General features: G+C 68.4%; 21 protein-coding genes. 12 read left to right on the top strand and 9 right to left on the bottom strand.

The annotated features are described in order from the left end of the window. The first annotated feature begins 45 nt into the window (after positions 1-45). From fumC to IWC96_RS05780, 4 genes are read left to right on the top strand one after another with little or no spacing between them, the layout of a single operon-like run. Entirely contained in the window at positions 46-1,437 is a 1,392-nt protein-coding gene (gene fumC, locus IWC96_RS05795; RefSeq protein WP_045318770.1) for a class II fumarate hydratase, read from the top strand. A 44-nt stretch (positions 1,438-1,481) separates the two neighbouring features. Continuing rightward, entirely contained in the window at positions 1,482-1,730 is a 249-nt protein-coding gene (locus tag IWC96_RS05790; RefSeq protein ID WP_021696501.1) for a type II toxin-antitoxin system CcdA family antitoxin, read from the top strand. Further along, positions 1,727-2,035, top strand: a complete 309-nt coding sequence (locus IWC96_RS05785) for a CcdB family protein (RefSeq protein ID WP_045318760.1) — start codon at positions 1,727-1,729, stop codon at positions 2,033-2,035. The genes IWC96_RS05790 and IWC96_RS05785 overlap by 4 nt, the downstream gene beginning before the upstream one ends. Before the next feature lie 4 nt (positions 2,036-2,039). Then, a complete protein-coding gene (locus IWC96_RS05780) occupies positions 2,040-2,222 on the top strand; it encodes a DUF4169 family protein (protein WP_021696503.1) in 183 nt (60 codons plus the stop codon). Here IWC96_RS05780 and IWC96_RS05775 read toward each other — a convergent pair. The 6 genes from IWC96_RS05775 to IWC96_RS05750 all read right to left on the bottom strand — a co-directional run bounded on the left by IWC96_RS05775 (position 2,219) and on the right by IWC96_RS05750 (position 6,888). Continuing rightward, positions 2,219-3,112 carry a DMT family transporter gene (locus IWC96_RS05775; protein WP_045318761.1) on the bottom strand — a complete coding sequence of 298 codons (894 nt, stop codon included), beginning with the start codon at positions 3,110-3,112 and terminating at the stop codon, positions 2,219-2,221. The two genes, IWC96_RS05780 and IWC96_RS05775, sit on opposite strands and share 4 nt — an antisense overlap. Before the next feature lie 111 nt (positions 3,113-3,223). Continuing rightward, entirely contained in the window at positions 3,224-3,952 is a 729-nt protein-coding gene (locus IWC96_RS05770; protein ID WP_196838572.1) for a type 1 glutamine amidotransferase, read from the bottom strand. Continuing rightward, complete coding sequence (locus tag IWC96_RS05765; RefSeq protein ID WP_021696506.1) at positions 3,949-5,163, bottom strand: CCA tRNA nucleotidyltransferase; 1,215 nt, start codon at positions 5,161-5,163, stop codon at positions 3,949-3,951. The genes IWC96_RS05770 and IWC96_RS05765 overlap by 4 nt, the downstream gene beginning before the upstream one ends. Then, positions 5,160-5,756, bottom strand: a complete 597-nt coding sequence (locus IWC96_RS05760) for a CoA pyrophosphatase (RefSeq protein ID WP_231378916.1) — start codon at positions 5,754-5,756, stop codon at positions 5,160-5,162. Before IWC96_RS05760 ends, IWC96_RS05765 begins: the two co-directional genes overlap by 4 nt. Positions 5,757-5,785: 29 nt before the next feature. Then, on the bottom strand, positions 5,786-6,328 hold the full coding sequence (locus IWC96_RS05755) for a DUF1285 domain-containing protein (protein WP_021696508.1): 543 nt from the start codon (positions 6,326-6,328) through the stop codon (positions 5,786-5,788). A gap of 68 nt (positions 6,329-6,396) precedes the next feature. Further along, a complete protein-coding gene (locus IWC96_RS05750; protein ID WP_021696509.1) occupies positions 6,397-6,888 on the bottom strand; it encodes a GNAT family N-acetyltransferase in 492 nt (163 codons plus the stop codon). A gap of 210 nt (positions 6,889-7,098) precedes the next feature. Here IWC96_RS05750 and IWC96_RS05745 point away from each other — a divergent pair, with 210 nt between their 5' ends. Then, complete coding sequence (locus tag IWC96_RS05745; protein WP_148291423.1) at positions 7,099-7,935, top strand: hypothetical protein; 837 nt, start codon at positions 7,099-7,101, stop codon at positions 7,933-7,935. Between the two features lie 32 nt (positions 7,936-7,967). Here IWC96_RS05745 and IWC96_RS05740 read toward each other — a convergent pair whose 3' ends face one another. Then, on the bottom strand, positions 7,968-8,741 hold the full coding sequence (locus IWC96_RS05740; RefSeq protein ID WP_021696510.1) for an enoyl-CoA hydratase: 774 nt from the start codon (positions 8,739-8,741) through the stop codon (positions 7,968-7,970). Continuing rightward, complete coding sequence (locus tag IWC96_RS05735) at positions 8,738-9,832, bottom strand: MBL fold metallo-hydrolase (protein ID WP_081703397.1); 1,095 nt, start codon at positions 9,830-9,832, stop codon at positions 8,738-8,740. The genes IWC96_RS05740 and IWC96_RS05735 overlap by 4 nt, the downstream gene beginning before the upstream one ends. Before the next feature lie 153 nt (positions 9,833-9,985). Here IWC96_RS05735 and IWC96_RS05730 point away from each other — a divergent pair, with 153 nt between their 5' ends. The 4 genes from IWC96_RS05730 to IWC96_RS05715 all read left to right on the top strand — a co-directional run bounded on the left by IWC96_RS05730 (position 9,986) and on the right by IWC96_RS05715 (position 13,929). Then, the gene (locus tag IWC96_RS05730; protein WP_021696512.1) at positions 9,986-11,398 is read left to right on the top strand and encodes a hypothetical protein; all 1,413 of its coding nucleotides are present in this window, start codon (positions 9,986-9,988) and stop codon (positions 11,396-11,398) included. 111 nt (positions 11,399-11,509) lie between these two features. Beyond that, positions 11,510-12,313: an exodeoxyribonuclease III gene (xth, locus tag IWC96_RS05725; protein ID WP_021696513.1), complete on the top strand. Its 804-nt coding sequence runs from the start codon at positions 11,510-11,512 to the stop codon at positions 12,311-12,313. Continuing rightward, positions 12,298-12,810: a hypothetical protein gene (locus IWC96_RS05720; protein ID WP_196838571.1), complete on the top strand. Its 513-nt coding sequence runs from the start codon at positions 12,298-12,300 to the stop codon at positions 12,808-12,810. Before xth ends, IWC96_RS05720 begins: the two co-directional genes overlap by 16 nt. A 213-nt stretch (positions 12,811-13,023) precedes the next feature. Beyond that, entirely contained in the window at positions 13,024-13,929 is a 906-nt protein-coding gene (locus IWC96_RS05715) for a hypothetical protein (protein WP_021696514.1), read from the top strand. On the opposite strand, the gene IWC96_RS05710 is transcribed toward IWC96_RS05715, so the two are convergent. Further along, positions 13,926-15,275, bottom strand: coding sequence for an MATE family efflux transporter (locus tag IWC96_RS05710; protein WP_196838570.1), 1,350 nt, complete (start codon positions 15,273-15,275; stop codon positions 13,926-13,928). The two genes, IWC96_RS05715 and IWC96_RS05710, sit on opposite strands and share 4 nt — an antisense overlap. A 145-nt stretch (positions 15,276-15,420) precedes the next feature. Between IWC96_RS05710 and IWC96_RS05705 the strand changes: the two genes are divergently transcribed. From IWC96_RS05705 to IWC96_RS16205, 3 genes are read left to right on the top strand one after another with little or no spacing between them, the layout of a single operon-like run. Further along, positions 15,421-15,855: a DUF2231 domain-containing protein gene (locus IWC96_RS05705; RefSeq protein ID WP_021696516.1), complete on the top strand. Its 435-nt coding sequence runs from the start codon at positions 15,421-15,423 to the stop codon at positions 15,853-15,855. Beyond that, positions 15,852-16,412, top strand: a complete 561-nt coding sequence (locus IWC96_RS16210) for a hypothetical protein (RefSeq protein WP_370541097.1) — start codon at positions 15,852-15,854, stop codon at positions 16,410-16,412. Before IWC96_RS05705 ends, IWC96_RS16210 begins: the two co-directional genes overlap by 4 nt. Continuing rightward, positions 16,355-17,176, top strand: a complete 822-nt coding sequence (locus tag IWC96_RS16205; RefSeq protein ID WP_370541096.1) for a sorbosone dehydrogenase family protein — start codon at positions 16,355-16,357, stop codon at positions 17,174-17,176. The genes IWC96_RS16210 and IWC96_RS16205 overlap by 58 nt, the downstream gene beginning before the upstream one ends. Positions 17,177-17,217: the final 41 nt, after the last annotated feature.

The following is a 17,217-nucleotide window of genomic DNA, read 5'->3' as shown; positions in this document are numbered from 1 at the left end:
TACACCGCCGCGCACCTTCCCGCCATGCCTGACCACGAGCGCATCATGACCAAGACACGGACAGAATCCGACACCTTCGGCCCCATCGAGGTTCAGGCGGACCGCTACTGGGGCGCCCAGGCGCAGCGGTCGCTGGGCAATTTCAGGATCGGCTGGGAGAAGCAGCCCCTGCCGATCGTGCGGGCGCTGGGGATCGTCAAGCGCGGCGCCGCCGAGACCAACATGGCGCTGGGCCGGCTGGACAAGGACCTGGGCAAGGCCATCGTCCAAGCCGCCGACGAGGTCATCGAGGGCAAGCTGAACGACCACTTCCCGCTGGTGGTCTGGCAGACCGGCTCGGGCACCCAGTCCAACATGAACGCCAATGAGGTGATCTCGAACCGCGCCATCGAGATCCTGGGCGGGGAGATGGGCTCGAAAAAGCCGGTCCACCCCAACGACCACGTCAACATGAGCCAGTCGTCCAACGACACCTATCCCACGGCCATGCACGTGGCCTGCGCCGAGGAAGTGGTGCACCGGCTGGTCCCGGCCCTGCAGACCCTGCGCAACGCCCTGAACGACAAGGCCGAAGCGTGGAAGGACATCATCAAGATCGGCCGCACCCACACCCAGGACGCCACGCCCCTGACCTTGGGCCAGGAGTTCAGCGCCTATGTGCAGCAGGTGACCAAAGGCATTGAACGGATTGAGCAAACCCTGCCCGACCTGATGCAGCTGGCCCAGGGCGGCACCGCCGTGGGCACCGGCCTGAACGCGCCCATCGGCTTTGCTGAGGGCGTGGCGGACAAGATCGCCCAGATCACCGGCCTGCCCTTCACCACGGCCCCCAACAAGTTCGAGGCCCTCGCCGCCCACGACGCCATGGTCATGACCCACGGCGCCATCAACACGGTGGCCGCGTCCCTGTTCAAGATCGCCAACGACATCCGCTTCCTGGGCTCGGGCCCCCGGGCGGGTCTGGGCGAGCTGGCCCTGCCGGAGAACGAGCCGGGCAGCTCCATCATGCCGGGCAAGGTCAATCCGACCCAGTGCGAGGCCCTGACCCAGGTGTGCGTGCAGGTGTTCGGCAACCATGCCGCCATCACCTTCGCCGGGTCGCAGGGGCATTTCGAGCTGAACGTGTTCAATCCGGTGATGGCCTACAACTTCCTGCAGTCGGTGCGCCTGATGGCCGACGCCGCGGTCAGCTTCACCGACAACTGCGTGGTGGGCATCGAGCCGCGCCGGGACAACATCCAGAAGGGCGTGGAGAACAGCCTGATGCTGGTCACCGCGCTGAACGCAAAGCTGGGCTATGACGCCTGCGCGAAGATCGCCAAGACGGCCCACAAGAACGGCACCACCCTGCGCGAGGAGGCCGTCGGCGGCGGCTATCTGACCAACGAGGAGTTCGACGAGTGGGTCCGGCCCGAGAAGATGATCGCGCCGGGCTGAGGGCGGTTGTAGCGGGCCGCGCCGTTTCGACGTAGTCTGGGCCCATGGGCAAGGTGGACCTGAACATCGGCATCGACCCCGAACTGCTGGCCCAGGCCGAGCGGCTGGGCATCGACGTCGGCGGCATGGACGAGCGGACGCTGCGGCTGCACCTGCAGAAGGTGGACCCCGCCGGCGCCGAAGACCGCGCCCGGCGATGGGCCGACGAGAATGCCGAAGCGATCCGGGTGCACAACGAGTTCGTCCGCAAGCATGGGCTGTTGTCGGATCACTTTCGGCCCTGGTGGCTGTGAAACAGTTCGATCTTTATCGGAATCCGTCTGCGGCTCTTCAGGAAGTCGCACCCTATCTTGTTATCCTGTCCTCTCACTTGTTTGCGGACCTTACCGAGGTCGTCGTCGCCCCGGTGGTCCGGCATGGACAGTTGGAAGCCAGCAATTTCGACGTACCGGTTGAATGGAACTCCGAAGCTTTCAACGTCAGCGTCATTGGCCTGGCCGCAATTCGCAGCATTCATCTGAGAGACTGCGTCGGCAACCTTCTCGACCATGAGTTCGACATCCGCCGGGCGCTGGACCGGCTGTTCACGGGGTTCTGAGGCGATGGCGGGCGAGATCATCAATCTGAACAAGGCGCGCAAGGATCGGGCGCGGGCGGAGGCCAAGGCGACGGCCGCCGCCAACCGGGCTGCATTCGGGCGCACCAGAGGCCAGAAGGACGCCGCGCGGCTCGAGGCCGAGCGGCTGAAGCGCGATCTGGACGGGGCGAAGCGCGACGACGATTAGGCGGCGGACACCCGCGGGGCCTTGATCAGCAGCATCTGGCCAGCCAGCACCAGCGCCAGCCCGGCGAAGGCGGCGAGGCCGAAGGTGGCGCCCTCGAACAGGACCGACACCAGCATGGCCACCGGCGGCGTCAGGGCCGAGATGTAGGACGCCAGGGCATAGCCCCGCGCCCGCGCCAGGGTGAAATACAGCAGGAACGCCACCACCGAGCCCAGCATCGACAGGTGCAGCAGGGACAGCACGTAACGGGGGGTGAACTCGAACGTCCACTCCACCCCGATGGCGAGGCCGAACAGGGCCAGGAAGGCCGTGCCGTAGGCCATGGCCCAGGCGGTGGCGGGAATGACCGGTGCGGCGGCCGTCTGAACCTTCCAGGCGAACACATTGCCCACGGCGGAGGCGCTGACGGCGATCAGGGCGAAGGTCAGGCCGATCAGGGCGCGCTGGTCCATGCCGGCGCGCAGCAGCTCCGACGCGAACAGCACCCCGACGCCCAGAATGCCCAGCCCGGCGCCGGCCCACGACAGCCGCGCGGCCTTCTGGCGGGCAACCACGCGGAAGATCACCAGATTGAGGAAGGCCAGGGCGGCGAAGATCACCGCCACCACGGCGGAGGCCACCCGCTCCTCGGCCCAGTAGACGAAGGCGTAGCCGATGGTGAAGACGAACAGCCCCTGCCCCATCAGCGCCAGATGCTGGGCCCGGGTCATCTTCAGGGAGCGGCCGGTGAGCAGGCACCCGGCGAAGATCACCGCCGCCGCGAGGCCGAAGCGATAGGTCACCGAGGCCACCGGATCGACCGTCCCCAGCTGAAGGGTGATCGCATACCAGGTCGTGCCCCAGATCAGGGCGCAGATGAGCACGCAAGCGAGGGCGACGGGGCGGGACACGGAGGGCGATCTCGAGCGTTTCAGGGGGACGGGGACGCTGCGATAACACCCCTGCCCCGCCGCGTCCCATCACAAGCGGAACCGGAATGTATCCGGCGTCCGATTACGGCCTCAGATGCCGCTGCCGGCCGCCTCGGTCGGGGGCGGGATGCCCAGCAGGAAGGCGCGGATCCAGGCGGTCATCAGGGCGCGGTCGTTGGGATGGCGCAGGGTCTCCAGCGCCTGATCCGCCACCGCATCGGGGATGCGGCCTCGCCGCAGCTCCACCAGGGCGGCGGCGTAGTCGGGCTGGAACTCCGGATGGCACTGGAAGGACACCGCGTCCTCGCCCCAGGCGAGACCCGCGTGGGGGGTGAAGTCGCTGGCGATGGTGACCCGGGCGTCGGAGGAGACGGCCACCACCTGATCCTGATGGGACACCGGAACGGCCACGCTGTCCGCTTTCGGGAACATCCAGGGCTCGTGGCGGAGGACATCATAGCGATGCAGACCGACGCCCCAGCCCTTGTTCGACTTCTCGACGTGCCCGCCGAAGGCCTGGGCCATGGCCTGATGCCCGAAACAGATGCCCAGAATGCGGGTGCGGCCCCGCGCGGCGCGCAGCCAGTCCAGCAACTGCGGAATCCAGAAATGATCCTCATAGACCCCAGCCGCCGAGCCGGTGACCACCACCCCCTCGAAGGCGGACGGATCGTCGGGCAGACGGCCCTCCTGGACATTGAACCGCGTGGTGGGCACGCCGTCGCCCAGCAGCGCCCGGAAGCGCGCGGGATAGTCGTCGAAGTCGTCGCGCAGCGCCTCGGGCGGGACGCCGGTCTCAAGGATGGCGATGCGGGTCATGGTTTGCTCCGGGGAAGGAAGCGGCCCAGCATGGCGGCGTGATCGCCGTCGGGAAAGTCCTGCTCCACCCACCAGTCCTCGAACGCCCCCAGGGTCCGGCCCACCGCCGGGCCGGACGCGCCGGCCCGCGCCGCGTCGTGGCCGTCCACCGGCAGGCGCGGGATGGGCCAGGCGGCGGCCTGATCCAGCAGGCGCCGCGCCTCAACTTCCCGTACCGGCGCCGCAGCCCAGGCGCGCAGGACCTGATCCTCGAACCGACGGCGGCCGAGCCGGTACAGGGCCGCGCGTCCGGCGCGTTCGTCCATGGCCACGCTGACCGCGGGCTCTGCCGGCAGGGCCAGCACCAGCCGCTCCTTCTGGGCGTTGGACAGACGGAGGGCCCGCGCCGACGCCCGCACCCTGTCCGCATCGGCCGGGAGCAGGGCCGACAGACGCAGCAAGGCATCCGGAGAGACCCGGACCATGGACTCGAACAGGCTCAGACCGGCGTGATCGGGCAGCACCCGGTCCAGCACCCCGCTTTCGGCCATCAGGCGCAGGGCGGGCGCCGGGCCCGGCGCGGCCAGCAGCTTGAGCAGTTCCTTCGACACCCGCTCGGCCGACAGGCGGACCATGCCGTCCTTCAGGTCCGCGCACGCCTTCAGCCCCGCCGCGTCGGCCGGTCCGCGCCCGTACCAAGCGTGAAAACGGAAGAATCGCAGGATCCGCAGATAGTCCTCGCGAATGCGGGTCTCAGGCTCGCCCACAAAGACGATGCGGCCCGACAGGGCGTCATCGACCCCCTGCCCCGTCGGATCGAACACCTCGCCGTCCGGCGCGGCGTAAAGCGCGTTCAGGCGGAAGTCGCGCCGCCCCGCGTCCTCGGCCCAGTCGCTGGTGAAGGCCACGGTGGCGTTGCGCCCGTCGGTGGAGACGTCCCGGCGCAGGGTGGTGACCTCGTGAGGCTGACCGCCCGAGATCGCCGTCACCGTGCCGTGCGCCAGCCCCGTGGGCGCGGCCTTCAGCCCAGCGGTCTTGATCGCCGCCATGACCGCCTCGGGCGCCAGGGTGGTGGCGATGTCGATGTCATCCACCGGCTGGCCGATCAGGGCGTTGCGGACGCAGCCGCCGACGAAGCGGGCGCAGCCGGGTCCGCCCGCCGCCTCCAGCGCCGCGATCACCGCCCGCGTTTGCGGCGCCGTCAGCCAGGACTGATCGCTCAGGCGCGTCACGCCACCGCCTCGCGCGCCGGGTCGTGCAGACGGCCCCAGAGCGACCGCAGCATCCCCGCCGTGGCGCCCCAGATATAGCGCTCGCCCCACGGCATGGCCCAGAACCAACGCCGCGTGCCGTCGGGGGCGTCATAGAACTCGCGCCGGTGATTGGCGTCATCCATGAGGAAATCCCACGGCGTTTCGAAGGCGTCGGCCACCTCGCGCGGGTCGGTGGTCAGGGTGAAGCCCGGCCGCACCCAGGCCACCACCGGCGTGACCAGAAATCCGGTCACCGTCTCATAGGCGTCGGACAGGCCCAGCGGCTCCACATGGTCGGGGGAGAGCCCCACCTCCTCCACCGCCTCGCGCAAGGCGGCCTGCACCACCGTCTCGCCGGGATCGAGCCGCCCGCCGGGAAAGGCGATCTGGCCGGTGTGGCTGGCCAGGGAATCCGAACGCCGGGTCAGCAAAAGAGTCGGTCCATCCCCGTGGTCCACCACCGGAATCAGCACCGCCGCCGGACGCAAGGGCCGGTCCAGACGCGGCGCATCGGGGTTCAGATCGAAATCGGAGAACCGCGCCCGGCCGGAGGTCGCGTCCAGCGGGTCCAAGGCTACAATCAACTGTTGACGCAAGCCGCTCACGTCACGGCGCCCAGGGCGAAATCGATCCCGCCCGACCGCACCGTCATGCGGCCGTCCGCCAGAGCCGCCATCTCCACCAATTCATAGAAGACCGACCGTTCTATGCGAGCCTCAAGGTCGCCGCGCACATGCACATAGGGCGTCGGCTCGCCGGTGGCGGAATCCGTCTCGACGCGCACGGGGTGCTCGGCGCCGGCCGCGACCCGCTCGCCCATATCCGTGGTGAAGACCAGATCGTCGCCCTCGCGGTCCACCCGCACGGCGCGGAAGGGCACATCCTCCACCGTGATCTTCAGCTTCTCGACCGGCGTGACCAGATAATAGCCGTCCGGGTCCTTGCGCAGCACCGTGGCCAGCAGTCGCACCAGCTGGGGACGGCCGATGGGCGAGCCCTCGTGCATCCAGACGCCGTCGGCGCGGATGACCAGATCCATCTCGCCGCAGTTGTCGGGATTCCACAGATGCACCGGCGCAGGGCCGCGCCCGTCCTCCGCGTGTCCGGCGACCGACTGGATGAGGCTGAGGGTGTCTGGGGTCATGCCCTGATGGTAGGCGCCGCAGGTCTCATCGGAAAGGGGCCTCGCCGGAAAGGGCCCGCCGGAAAACGTCAGTCGGCGCGAACCGGACCGCCGGGCGCCGCGGCCGCTTCCAGCGCCAGCCACAACAGGCGCGCTGGATCGACCGGGCCGGGCATGACCGCGCCATCGATGCGCTGGAACCCGAAGCGTTCGAAATAGGGAGGATCACCCACCAGCAGGACACCCGCCGCCTGGGCCTCCCGGGCCCAGTTCACGCAGGTGGCGACCAACTCCGCGCCGATGCCGGCGTTGCGCTCGGTCCGCTCCACGGCGATAGGGCCGAGGAAAAGCGCAGGGGCGCCGCCGATGGTGATGGTCCACAGCCGCACGGACCCGATGATCCGGCCGTCCTGTCGCGCCACGTAGCCCACCGCCGGATCGCGGCCTTCGCGCAGCCGCTCGGCGGTCTTGGCCAGACGTCCGGGACCAAAGGCGGCCTCGACCACGCGCGCCACCGCCGCCGCGTCGAACACGGTTTCGGCCTGGATGACCGCGGGCTGGGGCGAAAGGGCGATGGTCATGGTGCGGCCAGGTTCGGAGGGACCGCGCATCTGCGGCCCGCGCCCCCGCCCGTCAAGGAAAATTGGGCGCGCACGAATCCACTTACGCGACAGTCGCACCGCTTATAGTTGTCCGCGAGCGCTGACCGGCCGTGTCATCACACCTATCAGGCATTGTGTCCCTAGGCGATCAGACGCAACCTACCCGACACGGAACGGGGAGAGGCGAAAATGGGCTGGCTGTTTTTAGCGCCTGCGTTGTTCGGAATCTGGAAGTATCGATACTTCGCCTATTGGCGTTGGGTGCTTTGGGTTGGCCTAACCCTCTACGTGTTCGCCGCTCTTTTTTGGTCGGGCGGAACTATGAATGATCCTACTGGGGACGGATTGATCACAGGCGCTATTCGACAAGCGAGCAACGATGGTCCCGAGGTTCTTTGGGGTCTTTTAGCGCTTGTACTCACGGTGGTGATTTGTGTGCTTCTGCTGAAGAGGGCGCATCGAACTACCAAGTCGCCTTACCCGGGTGGCGATGCGGCTAAGTCCGCCTCATGGCCACGTAAGCTGGCAGAAAGTGTCGGCCTAATAGCAGCAGTCTTCTTCGCAAATCTGCTCTTAGGGGGATTTCTGGCTTATACCCAAACGCAGTTCTATGAAGTGGGGCCTGATATCGTCCACCAAGACAGCTTTCTTTCTCATCTTGAGAGCGATGTTTTGTCGTCAGCAGCCCAAATAAACAGCAGCGTACCGACGCAAATAGACGAAATAACGGTTCTAGAGAGAGCGAGCGCCGAGGGAACTACGCTTGTTTATCACTACAATATTGAAAGCAGCGCCTCACCGAGAGATATTGAAGCAGCAATGGCTCCTCGTATTTTTCAAGGGGTTTGTTCGGACATCACCATGACTGCTGCGATGCGCGACGGCGCTTCCTTCCGATACGAGTACACCAACACCCGAGCGGAATTGGCCTCAGTCGAAATTTCAGAATCGAACTGCCACCCAGAAATGCCGATCATTCCAAACGGAGCATCGGCTAGTTTAGCTCCGTCCCCAAATCATGAATAGTTGGAGCAAACCCGAAGTCTTGTACCCACCAACTAGCCGGCTCTGGAGAAGTCGGGCGCGCGCCTCTGGCTGAAGGCCATGAAGGCCTCCATGGCTTCGGGGCTCTTCATCTGGGCGCCGAACGCCTCGCCCTCGGCCAGCATCAGGGCCCAGATCGCCTCGGCGTCGCGCATCAGGCGCTTGGTCGAGCGGATGGAGTTGGGGGCCCGCGCCGCCAGCAGGGCCGCGAGGCGCCGGGCCTCCTCATCGACCTGACCGGCCGGAACCGCCCGGTTGGCCAGGCCCCAATCCAGCGCCTGACGCCCCGTGATGGGCTCGCCCAGGGCGAACAGTTCGAAGGCCCGCTGGTGGCCGATGACGGCGGGCAGCAGCGCCGTGGACGCCGCCTCCGGGGCCAGCGCCAGATTGACGAACGGAACCGACAGCAGGGCGTCGTCCGCCACCACCACCATGTCGCAGTGGAGCAGCAGGGTCAGACCGATGCCCACCGCCCGGCCCCTCACCGCCGCCACGGCGGGGCGGTCCAGCTCGGCCAGGGCCTTCAGGAATCGGAACACCGACATGTCCAGCGGCTCATCGGTCTGCGACCCGATGGCGATGAAATCGCCGATGTCGTTGCCGGCGCAGAAGCTGTCGCCCTCGGCGCGGAACAGGATCACGCGCACGTCGGGATCGGTCTTCGCCCGCTCGGTGGCTTCGGCCAGCACCGTGTACATGGCCTGGGTGATGGCGTTCTTCTTGTCGGGCCGGGCCAGGGTGACGGTGAGCACGCCTTGCTCAAGCGCGACGTGAACATGCTCGCTCATGCGGGTTCTCCAGTTTCGATTCGGGTCCACCAGTCCACGCCGTCCGCGTCGCGATCGCGGCCGATACGGCCCTGGGCCTCCAGATAGTTCAGGTGGGCGATGGCCTCGCCCGTGGCCATGCCCAGCACGCCCTCGCCAACCGCGCGGCCGAACAGGGAGGGAAAGACATCCACCGCCCGCTTCGGCTCGGCCAGGGTGCGCTCCAGCCGCCGCAGGGCCACGTCATGGCCGCGCAGCAGGGCCTCCAGCCGGGCGTGAGCGCCCCGGAAGGGTTCGCCGTGGGAAGGCAGCACCAGGGCGTTTTCGGGAATGCGGCCCTTCAGGGCCTCCAGCGAGTCCAGCCAGTCCTTCAGCGGATCCGACTGCGGCTCGGTCGGCCAGACCGAGATGTTGGACGAGATGCGCGGCAACAGCTGATCGCCCGAGATGAACAGGTCATCCCGCTCGCGCAGCAGACAGACGTGCTCCGGCGAGTGCCCCGTGCCGACGATGATGCGCCAGGCGTCGCCGTCGATCTCGATCCCGTCCCCGTCGCTGAGGCGGGTGAACTCCGGCGGCATGGGCCGCACCGCCTTGCCGAACATGCCGTAACGGGTGCGATAGCCCTCGATCTGTTCGTCCGACCAGCCGGCGGCGCGATAGAAGGCCGCGCCCGACTCCGGCGCCGGGCCGGTGTCGGCCAGCAGCATGCGCCCGGTCACATACTCCAGCCGCGACATGAACAGGGGCGCGCCCGACCGCTCGCACAGCCAGCCCGCCAGACCGATGTGGTCCGGGTGCATGTGGGTGCAGATCAGGCGGGTGACCGGCCGGCCTTCGAGCGGTCCGGCGAGGGCCGTCTCCCAGGCGTCGATGGTGTCCGGCAGGCCCAGTCCGGTGTCGACGATGACCCAGCCCTCGCCGTCGCGGATGGCCCAGACGTTCACATGGTCCAGCGCCATGGGCAGGGAGAAACGCAGCCACAGGACGCCCTCGGCGACCTGGACCGCCTCACCCGGCGCCGGGATGTCCAGCGCCGGATAGTCCGGCCCGGCCGCGCCCTTGCGGGGCTCCGGTGCATTGGCCTGGCCGTCGGGCAAGCGCGTCTCCATTAAAAACTCATTGCCACTTTGCCCTCCGCATGATCGCGCGTCAAAGGTCATCTGAGCGCCACAGACGGAACACATGCCGCCGTTAGGACTTGACCCAACAATCAGAGCGGGCGAAGCGTCCGCCAACGTGTAAAGCTAGGTGAGGATAGCCCTTTGAAGCTGCGTAATTCCCTGCTCGCCCGGTCCGCCGTCGTGCTGACCGTCGTCGGATTCAGCCCCCTTCCCGCCGCTGCGGCGGCGGACTCGGCCCCTATGGCCGGCGTCGCCACGACCGCCGCTGCGGCGGCCATGCAGTCCCGCACCCGTCGAGGGGCTCAGTCGCAGGCGGCGCCCGAAGTCCGCACCGGTCCCGAGGTTCTGGCCGAGGCCCAGGCGGTCGTGACCGCCACCAATACTGTCTGCGACGTCGTCAACGCCGTCAGCCCGGGCCGCAACGGCGATATCAACATCTACGAGGTCGCCTGCGCCACCGGCCTGGGCCACATCCTCACCGACGGCGCACAGCCCGCGTCGCGGAACTGCATCATCGTCGCCCAGCAGGCCGAGGAATACGCGCTTGAAAACCCCGACGCGCCCGCCCAGGTGACCTGCACCCTGCCCGAGAACGCCAACGCCGAACAGATCATGGCGGGCTACATCCAGTCCGCCGGCGTCACCTGCCAGGTGGACCAGACCCGCTGGGTCGGCCGCACGCAATCGGGCGAGGAACGCTACGAAGTCGGCTGCGCCGGCGTGGACGGTTACTGGCTTCGCGTGAACCCCGCCGGTGAATACCTGGATCGGCTGGAGTGCATCGAGGTCACGGCCGCGGGCGGCGAGTGCACCTTCACCACGAACGAAGAGCAGCTGGCCGGCTTCCAGGCGCGTTTCGCGTCGGTCGCGCCCCAGGCCTGCACGCCCGAAGCGGGCCGCTTCGTGGGCGCCAACGCGGATTTTCGCTTCTATGAAGTGAAGTGCAGCGAGGGCTTCGGCTTCATCGCCCAGACCAACCCGGCCGGTGAACCGCAGGGCGCCCGTGACTGCAGCCGTCCCCAGCTCGTGCCCGGCGGCTGCACCCTGACCGACAGCGCGGCGGCCCAAGGCGCCGCTGCTGAGCAGCGGGCCGCCGCCCTGGCCCAGATCGGCCGCACCTGCTCGGTCAACGAAGAGCGCATCGTCGCGGTGGAGAGCCCGGCGGACGGATCTCCGGGCCGCGAAATCTACGAGTTCGAATGCGCCGATCAGCCTTTTGGCCTGACCGGCTTCTTCCCGGTCGCGGGCGGTTCGGGCGAGGTCGAGGCGTTCGACTGTTTCACCATGGATGCGCGCGGTCTGGAGTGCCAGTTCGTCTCCCGTGACACGATCAGCAACGAGTTGACCCGCATGGTCACGGCCAGCCAGCGCAACTGCAATGTGGTCGACTATCGCGTGGTCGCCCGTATGGCGAACCTCGAGGGCGACGTGGCCGAGGTCAAGTGCGACGACGGCCGCGGCTGGTTCGGCGAGTTCCCGGACGACCGTCAGGCCGCCGGGCAGTTGGTGCCCTGCGCCGCCGCCGCCCGTCAGGGCGACGAGTGCGTGCTGTAAGCTCCACCTCTCCATCCAACGGAAAGGCCCGTCGCGCTCGCGGCGGGCTTTTTCTTTTGCGCGGGTCCGCTGTGCGTTAGCGTGGCCCCGTCCTGAACCGCTGAGTCCCTGATGCGCATCGCCACCTGGAACGTGAACTCCGTCAACGCCCGCCTGCCCACCGTGCTGGACTGGTTCAGCGAGGCCCAGCCGGACGTGGCCTGCCTGCAGGAGATCAAGTGCGTGGACGAGAAGTTCCCGCGGGAGGCGTTCGAGGACCTGGGCTACAACGTCGAGACCCACGGCCAGAAAACCTACAACGGCGTGGCCCTGCTTTCGAAATTCCCCCTGTCCGATGTGCGGCGCGGCTTGCCCGGCGACGATTCGGACGATCAGGCCCGCTACATAGAGGCGCTGGTGGAGGCGCCGGCGCCGGTGCGGGTGGCGTCCATCTACCTGCCCAACGGCAATCCGCTGGGCACCGAGAAGTTCGACTACAAGCTGGCGTGGTTCGAGCGCCTCCGGCTGCACGCGTCGGACCTGCTGACCCATGAGGAGGCCGTCGCCCTGTGCGGCGACTTCAACGTCATCCCCACGCCCGAGGACGCGAAGAACCCCGAGGCCTGGGTGACAGACGCCCTGTTTCAGCCCGAGAGCCGCGAGGCGTTCCGGGCCCTGAAATGGCTGGGCTTCGCCGACAGCCACGAACTGGGTGATGAGCCGGCGGGGACCTGGACCTTCTGGGACTATCAGGCCGGAGCCTGGCGGCGGGACCACGGCATCCGCATCGACTTCGCCCTGCTGTCCGCCCTGGCGGCCGACCGCTTCCGGGGCATCGAGACCCACCGCGACGCCCGCGACATGGAGAAGCCCAGCGATCACGTACCCGTCGTCGTCGATCTGGATCCGGAGCCGCCCGCGTGGTCGATGCGCTGAGGATCATTCTGCTGGTGGCCCTGGCCGCCGCCGCCCTGACCACGGCGGGCCTGACCCTGGCCTGGTGGATGGAGCCCCGGCGGCGCCTGCACCGGGCCCTGGACAAGACCCTGGGCGGCTCGCCCGAGGTCGAGGCGGTCTCTCCCGCCGAAGGCCGCGCCTGCGCCCTGGATTTCGACAGCGCACAGGCGGCCGTGCTGTGGGATCGGGGCGCCAACGGCCTGGTCTATGACTTCGACGAGATCGACGGCGCCGAGATGATCGTGGACGGCCATGTGCTGGCCCGCGTGCGCCGGGGCGAGGCGCGCCGGGCGCTGGACGTGATGGCGCCGGACGCCGGTCAGGTGGTGCTGCGGCTGATGTTCGCCGACCCGCGCCATCCCGAATTCGAGCTGGACCTGTGGAATGTCTCGACGGGGGCCTCGACCGGCTCACCGCCGGAAGCGCTCAGGCTGGGGCGCCGCTGGCTGTCTCATGTGGAAGCCCTGATGAAATAGGCGCGCCGCGCCCTTTCGACATGTCGCCCGAAAGGCTAGAATCAAACCTCGTCATCCTCGGGCCTGTCCCGAGGACCCACGCGTCCGCCGCACGTTCATGAGATGTGTCAGCGGGATGGGCCATCCATCCGCTGTTCCCGCGACCTCATGCATGGGTCCTCGGGACAAGCCCGAGGATGACGGATTTCTGTAATTTCACCCGCGAGTTTTCCCGTGCCCCGCCTGTTCGACGCCTATGTCATCGCCAACTGGACCGCCGCCGAGGGCAAGAAGCTGGGCGAGCAGTCGCTGTGGATCGCCGTGGCCAAGCGCGACGTGCGCATGCGGCTGAAGGTCGAGACCCACAACGCCGCCACGCGCGCCGACGGCGAAAAGCTGCTGGCCGACATCCTGGGCGACCTGAACAAGCGCGGCGACCGGGCCCTGATCGGTCTGGACGCGCCGCTGGGCTTCCCCGTCGGCACGGCCGCCCGGCTGTCCCTGAAGGATCCGACCTGGTCCGGCCTGTGGGCCTTTCTGGCCGACAATGTGCGGGACAAGCCCGACAACACCAACAACCGCTATCAGGTGGCGGCCAAGATGAACCGGCTGATGACCGACGAGGCGCGGCCGTTCTGGGGCGCCCCGGCCAGTCAGGCCCAGCGCTGGCTGACCACCACCAAGCCCGAGGGCGGCTACGGCGACATCCCAGAACTGCGCGCCACCGAAGTCGCGGCCAAACAGGGCAAGCTGCAGCCCAAGACCGTGTGGCAGATGCACGGCGCGGGCGCGGTCGGCGGCCACGCCCTGATCGGCATTCCCACCGTGCGTCGCGTGGTTGAGCGGCTGGGGTCCGCCGCCGCCGTCTGGCCGTTCGGCACGGGCTGGCGCGCCTTGACGCCCGAGGACGTGGCGCCCCTGTCGGCGCTGGTGGTCGAGGTCTGGCCCGCCATGTTCGGCGGCGCGCCCGAACCGGGTGAGTTCAAGAGCCAGGCCCAGGTCCGCGTCGCCGCCGAGACCTTCGCGCGTATGGACGAGAAGAACGAGCTGGCCGCCGCCTTCGCCCCGCCCAAGGGCGCGTCGGACGACCTGATCCGTCAGGTCGAGACGGAAGAAGGCTGGATCCTCGGCGTCCGTTAAGCCGGCATCCGCCGCGCCACCCGCACAAACCGGCCGGTCAGCAGGGCCGCCGACACCAGGCTGGCCACGATCACGCCCCAGACGATGCCGTCCACGCCCATGCCCATGGGGAGCGCGAACAGCCACGACAGCGGCATCATCACCACCCCGTAGCTGAACACATGCATGGCCGTGGGCCACCACACGTCGGCGGCGGAGCGCAGGGCCTGGGCCGCCACCACCTGGATGCCGTCGGCCACGAAGAACAGGGTCGCCAGGATCAGGGCCGGGACCGCGATGGCCACCAGCGCCGGGTCGGTGGTGTAGACGCCGATGATCACCTCCGCCCCCGGCCACACCACCAGGGCGATGACCAGCGCCAGCAGTCCCGTGACGCTCAACCCCAGCACGCCCGCGCGGATCAGGCCCGCCCGGTCGTTGGCCCCATAGGCCCGGCTGACCAGCACGCCGGTCGCCGCCGACAGGCCCATGGGGTTCATGAAGACGATGGCCGACAGGTTCAGCACGATGGCCCAGGCCGCCACCTCCAGCCCGCCCAGCCAGCCGGCCACGATGCTCATGGCCGCGAAGGCGCTAACCTCGATGAAGTAGGACGCGCCGGCGCCCACCCCCACCTTGTACTGCTCGCGCTCGACCACGCGGTCGCGGCGCGGCTTGCGGAAGATCCCCAGCGCCCGCGCATCGGGCATGCGCACGATATAGACCAGCAGAAACACCACCAGCGCCAGCCGCGCGGCGAAGGTGGCCCAGCAGGCCGCCACCGCCCCGTCCACCGGCAGGCCCGAGGTTCCCGGCACCAGCCACAGGTTCATCAGCAGGTTCAGCCCGTTGGCGATCCACATGGCCCACATGCCCGGCCGGGGCCGCGACAGGGCCTCGAGGAACAGCTGGGCCGCCACCGAGATCAGATAGAACGGCAGCGACAGGGCCAGCACCATCAACGGCGCCGCCGCATCCTGCCCCAGCCCGTCCTCCAGCCCCACGCGCACCAGCGCCCAGGGCCCCGCAAGGATCAAAGCGAGCGCTGAAATGAGACCAAGCTGAACCGAATAGACCAGGCCGCGCCGGAACACCGCCCCGGCCTCCTCCCGCCGCCCCTGGCCGATCAGGCGCGCGGTCATGACCTGGGTTCCCATCAGCAGGCCCACCGCCGTGGTCACGAACACCGACGACGGCGCCCAGGCCAGCGAATGAAGGGCCAGCTCGCGCGCCGCGTACTGGCCCACCACGATGGCGTCGGTCAGGCCCATGGTCATTATGCCCACGCGCGCCAGAACCACCGGCCAGGCCAGGGTCAGAAGTTCGCGCAGATCGGCGCGCATTTCGGGGCGGAGAGCGGCGGTCATCGAAGGGTCAGGTCAGGGCTTTGAGCAAAAGGGCGCGGAACCTGACGCCGCGGCCCCGGCTTGGCAATAGCGCCCCCGCCACACACTCTGATGAAACCGAACGCCGGGTGAGGGATTGGCAAAGGGAGACGACAGGGAGAGACAGATGGCGGGCTACAGAAACTGGTGCGGAATCCTGCACCCCCTTCACGCGATCCTGCTGGCCTTTCCCATCGCCCTGTTCAGCTTCGCGGTCGCCACCGACATCGCCTATCTGAACACGGCCCAGATCCAGTGGTCGAACTTCTCGGCATGGTCGATCACCCTGGCCTTGTTCTTCAACGGCCTCGTTGTGGCCTGGGCGATCGTCGAGGCGGTCATGGCCCGGCGCTCGCCCGGCCTGACGCGTAGCCTGATCTATCTGGCCGTCCTGGTGGTCATGTTCATCGTCGGCTTGATCAACATCTTCCGGCACAGCCAGGACGGCTGGGCCTCGGTCGGCGCGCCCGGCCTGATCATGTCCATCATCTGCGCCCTGCTGGCCCTGATCGCCGGCTGGATGCTCCATTCCAGATCCACCGTTCGGGAGGTCGTCCAATGAGGATGCGGCTCGTCAGCATCGCGGCCCTGTCCCTGGCCCTCGCCGGCTGCGGCGGGTCCAGCGACCCGGAGGTTCAGGAAACCGGCGCCACGCCGGACCTGCCCGAGCTGGACCAGAGCCTGATCCCGTCCATGCACATCGCCCCGCCCGGCGAATGGAACGGCGACCTGCCCACCGTGCCCGAAGGCTTCACCATCAGCATCGTCGCCGACGATCTGAGGATCCCGCGCCAGATGCTGATGCTGCCAAACGGCGACCTGCTGATCGCCGAAGGCTCAGGCGGCGGCGCGCCCGCGCTGCGGCCCAAGGATGTGCTGGCCGGGCTGATCAAGGCCCGGGGCCGCTCGTCGGTCGAAGGCGGCGACCGCATCACCCTGATCCGCGACGCCGACGGCGACGGCGTGCCCGAGCTGCGCACCGTCCTGATCGACGATCTGAACGCGCCCTACGGCATGGCCTTCGTGGACGGCATCTCTACGTGGCCAATCAGGACGCGGTCATGCGCTTCCCCTATCAGGAGGGCCAGACCGAGATCACGGCGCCGGGCGAGGCGCTGACCCCCCTGCCCGCCGAACTCAACCACCACTGGACCAAGGCCATGACGGCCAGCGCCGACGGCCGCTTCCTGTATGTGGGCATCGGCTCCAACAGCAATGCAGGCGAGCGGGGCATGGCGGTGGAGGAAGAACGCGCGGTGGTCTGGGAGATCGACCGCGAGACCGGCGCCCGCCGCACCATCGCCCGAGGCATCCGCAACCCGACCGCCCTCGCCATCGAGCCCACGACCAACCAGCTCTGGTCCGTGGTCAACGAGCGGGACGAACTGGGTCCGCAACTGGTCCCCGACTATCTGACCCAGGTCCGCGACGGGGCCTTCTATGGCTGGCCCTACAGCTACTGGGGCCAGAACCTGGACCCCCGCGTCCGGCCGCAGGATCCCGATCTGGTCGCCACCGCCATCGCGCCGGACTATGCGCTTGGCAATCACGTGGCGGCTCTGGGTCTGGACTTCGCCGTCGACGGCGGTTTCGGCGGGACGTTCGCCAGCGGCGCCTTCATCGGCGAGCACGGCAGCTGGAACCGGCAGGACCTGTCCGGCTACAAGGTGTCCTGGGTCCCCTTCACGGGCGGTCGTCCGTCCGGCCCGCCCGTGGACTTCGTCACCGGCTTCCTGAACGATGACGACGAGGCCCGGGGCCGCCCGGTCGGCGTTCTGTTCGACCCGCGCACCCGCGCCCTGTTCATCGCCGACGACATGGCCAATGTGGTGTGGCGGGTCGCCCCGACGGCGTCACGCGGGAGCCAGTCGCCTCGGGAATAGTCTGACAATTGACTTTCCCACGCCGGGCGACCAACGTCTGA

Origin of the sequence: Brevundimonas sp. BAL450 (assembly GCF_015767455.1) — a bacterium.
Lineage (GTDB): Bacteria > Pseudomonadota > Alphaproteobacteria > Caulobacterales > Caulobacteraceae > Brevundimonas > Brevundimonas abyssalis.
This window is presented reverse-complemented; position numbering and strand designations above follow the sequence as displayed.